This window comes from Nitrospirillum pindoramense, assembly GCF_007827955.1.
GTDB classification, from domain to species: Bacteria; Pseudomonadota; Alphaproteobacteria; order Azospirillales; family Azospirillaceae; genus Nitrospirillum; species Nitrospirillum amazonense_B.
Map to the genome: position 1 here is coordinate 309,812 of NZ_VITR01000006.1, position 13,150 is coordinate 322,961.

General features: G+C 68.6%; 11 protein-coding genes. 7 read left to right on the forward strand and 4 right to left on the reverse strand.

Annotated features, from left to right (window positions below):
• Positions 1-42: 42 nt before the first annotated feature.
• The 3 genes from FBZ90_RS12290 to cysE form a co-directional block, all read right to left on the reverse strand.
• The gene (locus FBZ90_RS12290) at positions 43-735 is read right to left on the reverse strand and encodes a hypothetical protein (protein WP_145732489.1); all 693 of its coding nucleotides are present in this window, start codon (positions 733-735) and stop codon (positions 43-45) included.
• 81 nt (positions 736-816) lie between these two features.
• On the reverse strand, positions 817-1,980 hold the full coding sequence (locus FBZ90_RS12295) for a cysteine desulfurase family protein (RefSeq protein ID WP_145732491.1): 1,164 nt from the start codon (positions 1,978-1,980) through the stop codon (positions 817-819).
• A 40-nt stretch (positions 1,981-2,020) separates the two neighbouring features.
• Positions 2,021-2,761: a serine O-acetyltransferase gene (cysE, locus tag FBZ90_RS12300; RefSeq protein ID WP_145732492.1), complete on the reverse strand. Its 741-nt coding sequence runs from the start codon at positions 2,759-2,761 to the stop codon at positions 2,021-2,023.
• Positions 2,762-3,022: 261 nt separating this feature from the next.
• Here cysE and FBZ90_RS12305 point away from each other — a divergent pair, with 261 nt between their 5' ends.
• Positions 3,023-3,679, forward strand: a complete 657-nt coding sequence (locus FBZ90_RS12305) for an alpha/beta hydrolase (protein ID WP_004271979.1) — start codon at positions 3,023-3,025, stop codon at positions 3,677-3,679.
• Positions 3,680-3,785: 106 nt separating this feature from the next.
• On the forward strand, positions 3,786-4,550 hold the full coding sequence (locus tag FBZ90_RS12310) for a substrate-binding periplasmic protein (RefSeq protein WP_145732496.1): 765 nt from the start codon (positions 3,786-3,788) through the stop codon (positions 4,548-4,550).
• Positions 4,551-4,562: 12 nt separating this feature from the next.
• Here the strand turns inward: FBZ90_RS12310 and FBZ90_RS12315 are convergent, their stop codons facing one another.
• The gene (locus tag FBZ90_RS12315; RefSeq protein ID WP_246130360.1) at positions 4,563-5,657 is read right to left on the reverse strand and encodes an anhydro-N-acetylmuramic acid kinase; all 1,095 of its coding nucleotides are present in this window, start codon (positions 5,655-5,657) and stop codon (positions 4,563-4,565) included.
• Between the two features lie 142 nt (positions 5,658-5,799).
• On the opposite strand from FBZ90_RS12315, the gene tyrS reads away from it, so the two are divergent.
• The 5 genes from tyrS to FBZ90_RS12340 all read left to right on the forward strand — a co-directional run bounded on the left by tyrS (position 5,800) and on the right by FBZ90_RS12340 (position 12,972).
• Positions 5,800-7,086: a tyrosine--tRNA ligase gene (gene tyrS, locus FBZ90_RS12320; RefSeq protein ID WP_145732497.1), complete on the forward strand. Its 1,287-nt coding sequence runs from the start codon at positions 5,800-5,802 to the stop codon at positions 7,084-7,086.
• Positions 7,083-7,388: a hypothetical protein gene (locus FBZ90_RS12325; RefSeq protein WP_145732499.1), complete on the forward strand. Its 306-nt coding sequence runs from the start codon at positions 7,083-7,085 to the stop codon at positions 7,386-7,388. The genes tyrS and FBZ90_RS12325 overlap by 4 nt, the downstream gene beginning before the upstream one ends.
• A gap of 129 nt (positions 7,389-7,517) precedes the next feature.
• Positions 7,518-8,267, forward strand: a complete 750-nt coding sequence (locus FBZ90_RS12330) for a hypothetical protein (RefSeq protein ID WP_145732501.1) — start codon at positions 7,518-7,520, stop codon at positions 8,265-8,267.
• Positions 8,268-8,401: 134 nt separating this feature from the next.
• Positions 8,402-9,292, forward strand: coding sequence for an ABC transporter ATP-binding protein (locus FBZ90_RS12335; RefSeq protein ID WP_145732503.1), 891 nt, complete (start codon positions 8,402-8,404; stop codon positions 9,290-9,292).
• Between the two features lie 41 nt (positions 9,293-9,333).
• Entirely contained in the window at positions 9,334-12,972 is a 3,639-nt protein-coding gene (locus FBZ90_RS12340; protein WP_246130362.1) for a M1 family aminopeptidase, read from the forward strand.
• Positions 12,973-13,150 lie beyond the last annotated feature (178 nt).

A 13,150-nucleotide genomic window follows, 5' to 3' on the forward strand; every position in this document is an offset into this window, starting at 1 on the left:
GGATAGCGCCGGGGGATGGGGCGCGATCAAGGATGTTGCGTCTTAATCGTTGGCGGGATCGTTGGCCGGCGGCGTGACGGCACCCAACGCCTCCCCCAATTGCTGACACAGGGACAGGCGGTCGGCCAACGGCGGCACGGCTGCCAGGTTGTCGGTGTGGAACGCGGCCGACAGGTCCACCAAGGCGCCGGCGATGGCGCCGATGACCCCGAGGGTCGCTTGTTCCAGCAAATCCTCGTCCACCGGGTTGGCCGCGTGCAGGTCCGCCACCTGGGCGGCCAGGTCCGCCATGTCGGCGTCCTCCGGCCCCTTGCCGGGCGTACCGGGCAACGGGCCCTCCGGCCGCACCAGGTCCAGCAGGTAACGGGCACGCGCGGCCGGATCGCGCAGGATGGCATAGGCCTGTTCCACCGCCTGCCGATGGCGATCGGCCAGGGCGCGTTCCTGGGGCCCCCGCGTCTTCAACCGTTCGGGGGCCAGGATGCGGGTGAAGCCTGCCCGCTGCCGGTCCAGCACGGCGCGTTCCACATCGAACCGCCGCTCCAGGTTCAGGCGCGCGAAGGCGTCGAGGTCGGCCGGCGGCTGGATGGCGCCGCAGTTGTGGCAGAACAGCGCCCGACCGGAAACCGGCTTGCCGCAGGCCCAGCAATCGCTCATGCCGCCCGGCACCACGCCGGAGACACCCTGTCCCACACCATTGCGCGGGCCTTCAGTCCCGCCAGTTCCCTCGACCATGCGTCCGCCACCCCTGCTACACCCCCGCCCCCGGGGACACTTTACTCAGCCCGGCCTTCTCGCGTCGGCCGGGGCGCAACCCTACTGCTGCCGTGTCGTCTGGGAAACGACAGACTGCCTATCCTGTGGCGATAGGTCCGCCTGCTGCGCCACCGGCGACGGCGCGCGGCGGGCGTGCAGGCCAATCCAGGCGTCCACGAAGCGCCCCACCTCCTCCGCGGTGGTGGACCAGCCCAGGCTGACGCGGATGGCGGAGCCGGCCAGGTCCGGCGTCAGGCCCATGGCCGCCAGCACATGGGAGGCCGCCACCTTGCCGCTGGAACAGGCGGAGCCGCTGCTGACGGCGAATCCCGCCAGGTCCAGGGCCATCACCTGGGTTTCCCCACGCCAACCGGGCGTCACCAGGCAGCTGGTGTTGGCGACCCGGTCCGCGCCGGCGCCCGCCACCCTCAAACCCGGTGCCGCTGCGCGCAACCGCGCCTCCAGCCCATCGCGCAAATTGGCCAACCGATTGAAGGCGGCCACGTCACAGACGGCGGCCGCGGCGCCGAAGCCCACGATGCCGGCCACGTTTTCCGTCCCCGCCCGGCGCCGCCGCTCCTGCCCGCCGCCCCGCAGAAGGGGGCTCAAGGGCGCGCCATCACGCACCGCCAGCGCACCCACCCCTTGGGGACCGCCGATCTTGTGCGCGGAAATGGTCAGGTAATCGGGGGCGATGGCGGCCCAATCCCAGGACAGGCGGCCCACCGCCTGGCTGGCGTCGCAATGGAACAGGGCGCCGTGCCGCCGCGCCAGGGCCGCCACCTCGGCCACCGGCTGGATGACGCCCGTCTCGTTATTGACGGCCATGAGGGACAGCAACGCCGGGCCACCGGCCAACAGCCCGTTCAAGGCGCCGACATCCACGACACCGTCGGCAGTGACCGGGCAGCGGATGGCGCCCAGGGTGGCCTCCAGCACGCTGGCGTGCTCGATAGCGCTGGTGATCACACGCCGGCCAACGGCGCCGGCCAGCGCCAGGGCGTTGGCCTCCGTCCCGCTGCCGGTGAAGATGAGGGTGGCGGGCGGCAGGCCCACAAGGTCCGCCACCTGTCGGCGCGCCACCTCCACCCGCCGCCGCGCCTCACGCCCCTGGGCATGGACGGAGGACGGGTTGCCTGGCAGGGACAGCACCGCCACCATGGCGGCGACGGCCTCGGGGCGGGGCGGACAGGTGCCATTATGGTCGAGATAGATCGACGGCATCAGCTATGACCGATCACGGAAGAAGGGACACCGGACACGCCTAGACGGACGGCCAGCCGGGCTTGCCGCCATCCTCGTCCAGAACGGCGGCGGAAATCATCTGTGGCGGCACCAGGGGAACGGCGGGGGCCGCCTGTTCCAGCTCCTCGATGCGGCGACTGAGCGTGCTGACCTGGTCGGTCAACGCCTGCAAAGCGCGGGCGACGGGGTCGGGCATATTGCTGCATGGTGTGCCGTAGGCCAGGAACTGGTCCTTTTCCGTCTTCGCCTTGGCGGTGACGGCGCGGGCGGGGATGCCCACCATGGTGGCGCCGGCCGCCACGTCGGACACGACAACGGCGTTGGCGCCAATGCGGGCACCGGCGCCGATGGTGATGGCGCCCAGGATCTTGGCGCCGGCGCCGATGATGACGTTATCGCCCACGGTGGGATGGCGTTTGCCCTTGCTGAGCGACGTGCCACCCAGGGTGACCGCGTGATAGAGGTGGACGTTACGCCCGATCTCCGCCGTCTCGCCGATCACCACGCCCATGCCGTGATCGATGAAGAATCCGGCACCGATGGTGGCGCCCGGGTGGATTTCGATGCCGGTGGCCATGCGCGCGACGTGCGAAATAAATCGCCCCAGCGTCGGCCAGCCATGACGCCAGCAGTGGTTGGCGATCCGGTACAAAAGCACAGCATGTAGGCCCGGATAGCACAGCAGGACCTCCAACGTGGAGCGCGCGGCGGGGTCGCGAGCCTTGATGCCCTCGATCTCTTCTTGAAGACGCTTGAACACCGATGCGCTCGCTGTGGTATAAATCGCGCCCGGAATGGTCGTCCTGCCATCAGCGCAGCCTGGCCATCCCGCCAAACGGGGGGTCAGATTGTTCGATGCGTCCGCACACGGCTCCAGGAGGCCCAGCCTTGCGATATAAGATCGCGCGCATGCCGGGTCAAGCGATGCCGGGGGCCGGGGCCATGACACGGCCGGTCCTCCCCCCTTCGGGTCCCCATGGTACGGGTGGCAGTTCCCCTACAGCAGCGGAAACGGAGCACGATGCCTGAAGTCATCATCAACGGGCCGGCCGGACGGATCGAAGGGCGCTACCTTCACGGCAAGTCGACCAACGCCCCCATCGCCCTGCTGTTGCATCCGCACCCGCAGTATGGCGGGACCATGAACAACAAGGTGGTCTACACCCTGTTCCACGCCTTCGCCCAGCGCGGGTTCTCCTGCCTGCGCTTCAATTTCCGCGGCGTCGGCCGCAGCCAAGGTACCTATGACCGCGGCGAGGGCGAGCTGTCGGACGCGGCATCGGCGCTGGATTGGCTGCAGACCTACAATCCCAACGCCACGGCATGCTGGATCGGCGGCTTTTCCTTCGGAGCGTGGATCGGCATGCAGTTGCTGATGCGCCGGCCGGAAATAGACGGCTTCGTGTCGGTGGCCCCGCCCGCCAACATGTTCGATTTCAGCTTCCTGGCGCCCTGCCCCTCCTCTGGCCTCATCGTCCATGGTGACAAGGACGAGCTGGTACCCGACGCGGCGGTGACCAAGCTGGTCAACAAGCTGTCGAACCAGCGCGACATCAAGATCGACTTCAAGAAGGTCGAGGGGGCCAACCATTTCTTCAACGACCGCTCCGACGCGTTGAACGAGGTCGTTGGGACCTACCTGGACAGCAACCTGGGCAAGACACTTGCCGCTGAATAGCTGCGGCCAGGCCTTTGTCCAAGCATGTGCCCGCCTGGGGAGACGCGCACTGAAAGCCGTTTCTCCGGTTGGTATCTTTTTTTTCCTGGGTATTTCGTTTTGCGGCGTGCCGGCGGCGTGGGCGGTCATCGATGACGCGACGCCGCCCAACCCGACCCTGACCATGGTGTTCGCCGAGCAGCCGCCCTTGCTGGGCTGGAACCGGGAAACGCAGCAGCCTTACGGTCCCCTGGCCACCGTGATGAACCGCGTGGCGGCCCGCGCCGGCCTGACCCTGGTGTGGCAGGAGCCCTGGGCCAGGCGCCGCCTGCTGACGGATCTGGAGGCCGGCCGGCAACCCTTGTGCACGGTGAACTGGGCACTGACCGCCGACCGTGCCAACCGTTTCAAATTCACCGAGCCGCTGGGCCCGGTGCCGGACTGGGTGCTGCTGGTGCGGACCAGCGACCCCCGCATCGGCACCGCGCCGACCTTGCCGGAGCTGCTGGCCCGCCCCGAGCTGGTCTTCGGTTTCTCTGATGGATCATGGGCGGAGGAGCGATATGTGCGCGCGGCTTCCAGCGAAGCGGCCAGCCCCCCGCCCCCGCACGACGCCCCCAACCGGGAGCGGGTGCGCGGCGGCATGAGCGTCCTGGTGGCCATGATCAACAAGGGCCGCATCGACTACGCCATCATTGACCACCGATCCCTGGACCGCATCATGGCGGAACAGGGCATCCCCGCGGGCGACCTGCGTACCATACCGGCCCCCAACGTCGGCCCCAACCAGCCGGGGCGGGTGATGTGCACCCTGTCCACCCCCAACACGGTGATCGAGCGGCTGAATCAAGCCATCGTCGAAGAAGCCCGACTACCGCTGGCGGGCGACTGAGCCTCCGCCCCGTTACCGCCCCCGTCCCGGCGCCGGATGGAAACGACCGCCCGTAAGGGGCGCCGGCACACCAGTAGTGCCGGGCAGGGACAGCGGCAGGCCGAGGCGGGAGCGGACCGCCAGATAGCCGAAGGCCTGGGCCTCCACCGCGTCGCCCGACCAACCGACCTCATCCACGCTGCCCACCCGCGTGCCGAGGGCGTCCGACAGGGCCCGCATCAGGGTCCGGTTATGCCGCCCGCCCCCGCAGGCCAGCCAGGTGCGCGGCGCCTCCGGCATGTGCGCCATGCTGGCGGCCACGGCGGCGGCGGTGAAATGGGTCAGGGTGGCCGCCCCGTCGGCAGCGGACAGGTGGGCCACCGGCGCCGGGTCGAAGGCGTCGCGATCCAGCGATTTGGGCGCCGGTGCCGCGAAATAGGGATGGGCCATCAAGGCCGCCAGCGCGGCCGGGTCCACCCGGCCCCGCGCCGCCAGCGCCCCGCCCTCGTCATAGGCCAGGCCAGCCCTGGCCCGCACCCAATCGTCGATCAGGGCGTTGCCGGGACCGGTGTCGAACCCCAGCACCGCATCCGCGCCAGCCCCCAGCCAAGTGACGTTGGCCACCCCGCCGATGTTCAGCAGGGCCACCGGCCGGGGCAGGTCCGCCGCCAGGGCCCGGTGGAACAGCGGCACCAGGGGCGCGCCCTGCCCGCCCGCCGCCACGTCGGCGGCGCGGAAATCATTGATCACGGGCACGCGCGTCAGGGCCGCCAACAGGGCGCCGTCGCCAATCTGGCGCGTGACGCCCTGGTGCGGGGCGTGGTGGATGGTGTGTCCATGGAAACCGATGAGGTCCACCTGCGCCGGCGCCAGGCCCGCCTGTTCCAGCAGCACGGAAACGGCGTGGGCATGCAGCCGGGTCAGTTCGTCCTCCACCGTCCGCACCTGGGGACCGTCCACCTGCCCCAGAACGGCGCGCAGCCGGTCGCGGAACCCATCTTCATAAGGCAGCGTCAGGTGGGCACCCGGCTCCACCCGGTCACGGCCATCGGTGCGCACCAGGGCGGCATCGATACCATCCAGCGAGGTGCCGCTCATCAGGCCCAGCGCGCAAACCATGCTCATCATCCCGTTCCTTCCCCGGCGCCGGTCCCGAACGGCTTCCGGTTCCCGCCCGATTTGTGGCCCCTTTGGTTTTACGAAATCACGGGATGTGATAACAGACGTCTTCCTTTTCGACAGTCGCTTCAAAGCTGGCAGAGTTCATCCCATGAGCAGCGCGTCCCCCTACGCCCCCCACCCCTACGCCCCCAAGTCCGACTTCCTGCGCGCGATGATCGATCGCGGGTTCTTCAATCAATGCACCGATCTTGAGGGGCTGGACGCCGCCTTCCTGACCGGCCCGGTGACGGGCTATATCGGCTTCGACGCCACCGCCGACAGCCTGCACGTGGGCAGCCTGGTGCAGATCATGATCCTGCGCTGGATGCAGAAGACGGGACACCGCCCCATCGCCCTCATGGGCGGCGGCACCACCAAGATCGGCGATCCGTCGGGCAAGGACGAATCCCGCCAGCTGCTGACCAACGACGCCATCGCCCAGAACATCGTGGGCATTCGCAAGCCGCTGGACCGGCTGCTGGATTTCAACGACGGGCCCAACGGCGCCATCCTGGCCAACAACGCCGATTGGCTGGATGAGCTGGCCTACATCCCCTTCCTGCGTGACGTGGGCCGCCATTTCACCATCAACCGCATGCTGACCTTCGATTCCGTGAAGCTGCGCCTGGACCGGGAACAGCCGCTGACCTTCCTGGAATTCAACTACATGATCCTGCAGGCCTACGACTTCGTGGAGCTGAACCGCCGGTACGGCTGCTCCCTGCAATGCGGCGGGTCCGACCAGTGGGGCAACATCGTCAATGGCGTGGAACTGGGCCGGCGCGTGTCGCAGGCCGCCCTGTTCGGCCTGACCGCCCCGCTGCTGACCACCGCGTCGGGCGCCAAGATGGGCAAGACCGCCAACGGCGCCGTCTGGCTGAATGCCGAACGCCTCAGCGACTGGGATTTCTGGCAGTACTGGCGCAATACCGAGGATGCGGACGTGGGCCGCTTCCTGCGCCTGTTCACCGAGCTGCCCCTGGATGAGATCGCGCGGCTGGAGGCGTTGCAGGGTGCCGAGATCAACGAGGCCAAGAAGATCCTGGCCAACGCCGTCACCGCCCTGATGCGGGGCGAGGAGGCGGGGGCGGCGGCCGCCGAAACCGCCCGCCAGACCTTCGAACAAGGTGCCACGGCGGAAGGCCTGCCCACCATCGACGTCGGCCTGGCGGAACTGGAGGAAGGCATCCCCGCCTACGCGCTGCTGCTGCGTTCCGGCCTGGCCGGCAGCAACGGCGAGGCCCGGCGCCTGATCAAGGGCGGCGGCGCCAAGGTGAATGACATCCGCATCGCCGATGAACAGGCGAAGATCACCCCCGCCGACATCACCGACGGCGACATCATCAAGCTGTCGTCCGGCAAGAAGAACCACGCCTTGGTGAAGGTCGCCCGATGAACACCAAGGGCATGACCCTGCGCCTGATCCTGCTGGGCATGGCGGTCTGCGTGGCGCTGTTCGGCACGCTGGGCATGGTCGTCGCCCTGCGGGTGGCGGCCGGCCTGCTGGGGCTGGGCTTCCTGGCCGCCCTGATGCGGGTGTGGACCAAGGTGAAGCCGGAGCGGCGGCTGCGCGCCACCCTGCGCCTGGTGCTGTTCTCGGTGCTGATCCTGGTGGTCATCGAACGGCTGGCGGTGCTGGGCGGCTATGGCGCGCAATTGCACGAGGGCCTGCGCCTGGCCTTCGGCCTCGGGTTCTGATCCCCGCCCCAGAGCGTAACCCCTGTCCATAGGGCATAGGCCGGCGGTCTTGCGGGCCGCCGCCGACATGCCAGACTGGTGGCATGGGGTGGGCCGGGGGCGGCGCCCCGGGGGAGCAAGGGGGCGCCCATGTCACAAGACGCCAATCCGGAAAGCGGCCGGCCGGCGGGGGCCGCAGCCCGCATCCTGTATCGCCTGCGCGCCGGTCTCGGCCGCCGGGCCACCATCGCCTGGACGCTCTGCCGCCTCTGGCTGGGTACGCTATGGCACCAGGCGCGGCCCGTGACAGCGCGGATGGCCACGGCCGCCGCCGCACGCATACTGTCGGCCTGGCGGGCGCGCCGGGAGGGGACGCGCCGCGCGGCCCACGCGGGCGCGCTGGCGTGGAACCGCCTGAAGCCGTTGGCGGGGCGCCTGCGCGGCTGGGCGGATCGGGTTTGGCAAGCCACACGCACCGGGGTGCTGCCCGTCCTGGCCCACCTGAGGGCCTATCCCTGGCGGCGGCTGGGCGCGCGTCTGCTCGTGCCGGGGCAGTGCGCCCTGGGCATCCTGTTCGGTCTCAGTCTGCTGCGCCGGGGCGACACGGTGCACATGCTGGCGGGCGGCCTGCTTTCCCTGTCCTTCGTGCTGATGGCCCTCATCTATGCCTGGACCCGGGTCCGCCAAGCCGGCAGCGAAACGGCGCCACCAGTCCCGATGGGGTCGGATACCGTGGCCAGCAAGGTCCCCGCCATGCCGGAGGAGACGCCACCGGCGGAGGCCGCGCTGCCGGTCACGCCCGCGATAACGCCCGCCCCCGAGGCTCCCCCTAAACCCAAGCGCAAGCGCGCGCCGCGCAAGGTCACGCCCCCACCGGCGGATCAGCGGACGGGCACCTGAACGACACCCCACAAGCCAAAGGCGTAATTGGCCCCATGCCATCGCCCCATAATGGCGTTGATTTGCGTCGCGGTCGCAATACCATGGCTGCCAACGCCCTGATTCCAGGGAAAAACGCGGGGGACATTCACACGATGCTGCAGATCGATGGGCTGACGCATACCTATGCCAACGGCGTGCAGGCGCTGCGCGGCCTGACCTTGGACATCCCCCGGGGGATGTTCGGCCTGTTGGGCCCCAACGGCGCCGGCAAATCCACCCTGATGCGCACTATCGCCACCCTGCAGCAGCCCACCAGCGGGCGCATCACCTTCGATGGCATCGACGTCTTGGCGGAACCGGCGCGCCTGCGCCAGGCCCTGGGCTATCTGCCGCAGGAATTCGGCGTCTATCCCCGCGTCTCGGCGGAGGACATGCTGGACCATCTGGCGGTGCTGAAGGGGCTGGCCAACAAGGCGGAACGCCGGGAGCAGGTCGCGGCCTTGCTGCAGCAGACCAATCTGTACGACGTGCGCAAGAAGGCGCTGTCGGGCTTTTCCGGGGGCATGCGCCAGCGTTTCGGCATCGCCCAGGCCCTGCTGGGCGACCCGCGCCTGATCATCGTGGATGAACCCACCGCCGGCCTGGACCCGGAGGAGCGCAACCGCTTCCACGGCCTGCTGTCGGACATCGGCGAGAACGTGGTGGTCATCCTGTCCACCCACATCGTGGACGACGTGGCCGACCTGTGCCCGCGCATGGCCATCATCGAGGGCGGGCAGATCGTGGCGGCCGGCGACCCCGCCGCGCTGATCGAGGGCATGCGCGGCCGTGTCTGGCGCAAGGTGGTGGCCAAGGCGGAGGTGGAGGCCCACCGCCAGGCGTATCAGGTCATCGCCACCCGCCTGGTGGGTGGGCGCAGCGTCCTGCATGTGCTGGCCGACGCCAGCCCCGGCGACGGGTTCGAGGCGGTGCCGGGCGATCTGGAGGATGTGTACTTCGCCGCCCTGTACCAGCGGCGCCATCCCACCGTGCTGGCCGCCTGATCCCCCTTCCCGCCACCACGCCAACGGACAGGTCCGCCCCCATGGCCGCGCTGTGCCTCATCGCCCGTATCGCCTGGTTCGAGCTGCGCTATCAGCTGCGCCAACCAGCGTTGATCATCAACTTCATCATCTTTTTCCTGATCACCTTCCTGGCCACCACCATCGACCAGATCCAGATCGGGGGCCGCAGCAACGGCGTCCATATGGACAGCCCGGTCATGGTGCTGCAGATCGCAGCCATCCTCAGCCTGTTCGGCATGACCATCGGCCTGCGCGGCCTGACCGACCCGGTGCTGCGCGACGCCGACACCGGCATGGCCGGCATCGTGGGGGCCACGCCGGTGCGACGCCCCCTGATGCTGACCGGGCGGCTGCTTGGCGCCTTCGTGGCCTGCGCCGCCGCGGTTTCCTCCTGCCAATGGGGCATCCTGCTGGGGCGCCTGGCCTGGTGGGTTGACCCGGAGCATTTCGGCGCCTTCCGCCCGCTGGACTACCTGTTCGCGCTGGGCGTGTTCAGCCTGCCCAACCTGCTGGTGACGGGCGCCCTGTTCTTCCTGGTGGCGGCGCTCACCCGCCGGCAGATGGCGACCTATGTCGTCATGATCGTGCTGATCAGCGGTTACGCCCTGATCAGCAGCGCCCTGGCGGAACCCTCCCGCCGCGTCCTCGCGGCCTATGTCGACCCGTTCGGCCTGGCGCCACTGGCCAACGCCACCCGCTACTGGACGGTGGTGGAGCGCAACACCCAGTTGCCCGCCCTGGCGGGGGAGTTGTTGAGCAACCGCCTGATCTGGATCAGCGCGGCCCTGGCCCTGTTCGGCCTGGGGCTGGCGGCGGACAGCTGGGCTTTGCGCCGCGGCCCCCGCCAAGCGGCCCCCCGACCCACCAAGGATGCCCCCACCGCTCCGTCCCCTCTGCGGCCCGTCGCCCCGCGCCTGGGGACTGGGCGCCTAGGGGCCGGGGCCGCCTGGCAGATGCTGCGCCGGCGCCTGGCGTTCGAGGTGGGCGCCACCCTGCGCAGCCCCAGCCTGTGGATCCTGCTGGCGCTCAGCGTCGTCAACATGATGGCTTCGCTGCTGCTTCAGAAAACGCTCTACGGCACCGCCACCTACCCCGTGACCCGGCTGATGGTGCAAGCGATCCTGGGCACCTTCTCCATCGCCCCCCTGGCCATCGCCGGTTACTACACCGGCGAATTCGTATGGCGGGAGCGGCAGGCGGGCGTGGCCGAGATCCTGGGCGCGACGCCCGCGCCCGGGTGGGTCTTCACCCTGTCCAAGTTCCTGGCGGTGTCCATGGTGCTGGCCGGTCTGTGGCTGGTGGCCATGGTGCCCACGATGGCGATGCAGATCGCCCGGGGGCCGGTGCCCATCGAACCCGGCCTGTACCTGACGCCCTTGTTGGGCATGGCCTTTCCCGGAATGCTGATCGTGGCGGCGCTGACCCTGTTCGTGCAGGTGCTGTCCCCCAACAAGTTCGTCGGCTACGCCATCATGGTGGTCTATGTCGTGCTGACCCTGGTGGCGCAGCGCCTGGGGCTGGAGGACAACCTGCTGCTCTATGGCGGCTCACCGACCCTGCTGCTGTCGGATATGAACGGTTATGGCCGGTTCCTGTTGGCCGATACCTGGTTCAACGTCTACTGGGGCATGGCGGCGCTGATGCTGCTGCTGCTGACCCATCTGCTGTGGCCGCGCAGCCGCGCCTTAACCTGGCGCGACCGGGGCCGGGCCCTGGTGACCGGCTGGACCGGGCCCACCCGCGCCCTGGCGGTCCTGCTGTTGCTGGGCTTCATCGGCAGCGGCGTCTGGATCCACCACAACACCCACGTCCTGAACGAATACCGCGACCGGCAGATGAACGAGGACCAGCAGGTGGCGTTCGAACGGGCCTATCGCCAGTACGAGACCCTGCCCCAGCCGCGCATCACCAAGGTGTCGGTGGACGTGGACATCTATCCCGAGCTGCAGGGTTTCGACGCCCGCGGGCACTATACCCTGAGAAACCACACCCAGGCCCCCATCGCCCAGGTGCACATGGTGCTGCCCGTGCGCATCACGCTGGAGAAGACGGCCCTTGAGGGGGCCAAGCTGACCACCGAAGACCACGCCCTGAACTATTACATCTTCACCCTGGACCAGCCCCTGGCCCCGGGGGAGACGCGGGAACTGGACTTCGCCATCAGCCAGCGCAACCCCGGCTTCACCAACGACGCCACAGTCCCCCTTGTCGTGGACAACGGCAGCTTCATCGGCTATCGCCGCGCCCTGCCCATCATCGGGTTCGACCGCGCGCGCCTGCTGGATGACAAGTTCAAACGCCGCCGGTATGGCCTTGCCCCCATCGACCGCTTGCCCAAGCTGGAGGACCAGAGCCAATGGGCGGTATCGGACCTGGGGCCGGACGCGGATTTGGTGGACTTCGAGACCACCGTCTCCACCGCGCCGGACCAGACGGCCATCGCGCCGGGCTATCTGGACCGGGAATGGACGGCCAAGGACGCCGCCGGCCGCAACCGCCACTATTTCCACTATCACACCGACAGCCCCATCGCCCATTTCGAGTCCTGGCTGTCGGCCCGCTATACCGTGGCGCGGGATACCTGGGGCGAGGGCGACCACGCCGTGGACCTGGCCGTCTATTACCACGCGCCGCATGCCTGGAACGTGGACCGCATGATCCTGGGCATGAAGCGGGCGCTGAGCTATTGCAGCGCCAATTTCGGCCCCTACCAGCACCGCCAACTGCGGGTGCTGGAGTTTCCGGACTACGCCAGCTTCGCCCAGAGCTTCCCCAACACCGTGCCCTATTCCGAGGGCATCGGCTTCATCGCCGACCTGCGGGACAAGACCAAGATCGACCCCGTCTTTTATGTGACGGCGCATGAGGTGGCCCATCAGTGGTGGGGCCATCAGTTGATCGCCGCCAATGTGCAGGGCACCACCTTGCTGGTGGAAAGCTTGGCGCAGTACAGCGCGCTGATGGTGATGGAGCATGAATACGGCCCCAACCAAATCCGCCGTTTCCTGAAATACGAGCTGGACAGCTACCTGCGCAATCGCGGCCACGAGGAACTGGAGGAACTGCCGCTGGTGCGCGTCGAAGGACAGCCCTACATCCACTACAGGAAGGGCTCGCTGGCCATGTACGCCCTCAAGGATTACCTGGGTGAGGACACGGTGAACCGGGCACTGGCCCGCCTGCTGAAGGACGGCAAGGCCCGCACCGACCGATATGCCCTGTCCACCGATCTGGTGGCGGCCTTGAAGGCGGAGGCACCGGGTCAGGCGGACCTGATCAGCGACCTGTTGGAAAAGATCGTGCTGTACGACCTGAAGGTCACGGGCTCGCACGCGGAGGCCCTGCCCGACGGCCACTTCAAGGTCAGCGTGACGGTCAGCGCCTCGAAATTCGAGGCGGACGGCCAGGGCAAGGAAACGCCCGTCCCCTTCGTCGCCATGCCCATCGACATCGGCCTGTTCCATGCCGACCCGGGGGCGCCCACCTTCGGCGACCAGGACGTCATCCACCTGGCCAAGCACCCGCTTCATTTCGGGGAGCAGACCATCGAGCTGGTGGTGGACAAGAAGCCGGACTATGTCGGCATCGATCCCTACAACAAGCTGATCGACCGCAATTCCGACGACAACGTGGCGCGGCTGGGCCAATCCGCGCCGTGATGGCTGGCGGTGGCGGGTGGGCATCCGTGCCCCCCGTCACTGCCGGTTGCTTTTAACCGGGTAAAACAGGGGCAGCGTGCGGATTCAGCCCGCTGCGGGGTGGGACCGGAGGGCTCGTCCTGGTAGGCTGCCCCCAACCGGGGCATCCGCCCCCAGAACCATATCCCGGAGGCCACCC

What these genes read in the sequence shown, in the direction of transcription:
- FBZ90_RS12290 (WP_145732489.1), bottom strand. Translation starts at nt 735, where the DNA reads ATGGTCGAGGGAACTGGCGGGACTGAAGGCCCGCGCAATGGTGTGGGA.
- FBZ90_RS12295 (WP_145732491.1), bottom strand. Translation starts at nt 1,980, where the DNA reads ATGCCGTCGATCTATCTCGACCATAATGGCACCTGTCCGCCCCGCCCC.
- FBZ90_RS12305 (WP_004271979.1), top strand. Translation starts at nt 3,023, where the DNA reads ATGCCTGAAGTCATCATCAACGGGCCGGCCGGACGGATCGAAGGGCGC.
- FBZ90_RS12315 (WP_246130360.1), bottom strand. Translation starts at nt 5,657, where the DNA reads ATGATGAGCATGGTTTGCGCGCTGGGCCTGATGAGCGGCACCTCGCTG.
- tyrS (WP_145732497.1), top strand. Translation starts at nt 5,800, where the DNA reads ATGAGCAGCGCGTCCCCCTACGCCCCCCACCCCTACGCCCCCAAGTCC.
- FBZ90_RS12325 (WP_145732499.1), top strand. Translation starts at nt 7,083, where the DNA reads ATGAACACCAAGGGCATGACCCTGCGCCTGATCCTGCTGGGCATGGCG.
- FBZ90_RS12330 (WP_145732501.1), top strand. Translation starts at nt 7,518, where the DNA reads ATGTCACAAGACGCCAATCCGGAAAGCGGCCGGCCGGCGGGGGCCGCA.
- FBZ90_RS12335 (WP_145732503.1), top strand. Translation starts at nt 8,402, where the DNA reads ATGCTGCAGATCGATGGGCTGACGCATACCTATGCCAACGGCGTGCAG.
- FBZ90_RS12340 (WP_246130362.1), top strand. Translation starts at nt 9,334, where the DNA reads ATGGCCGCGCTGTGCCTCATCGCCCGTATCGCCTGGTTCGAGCTGCGC.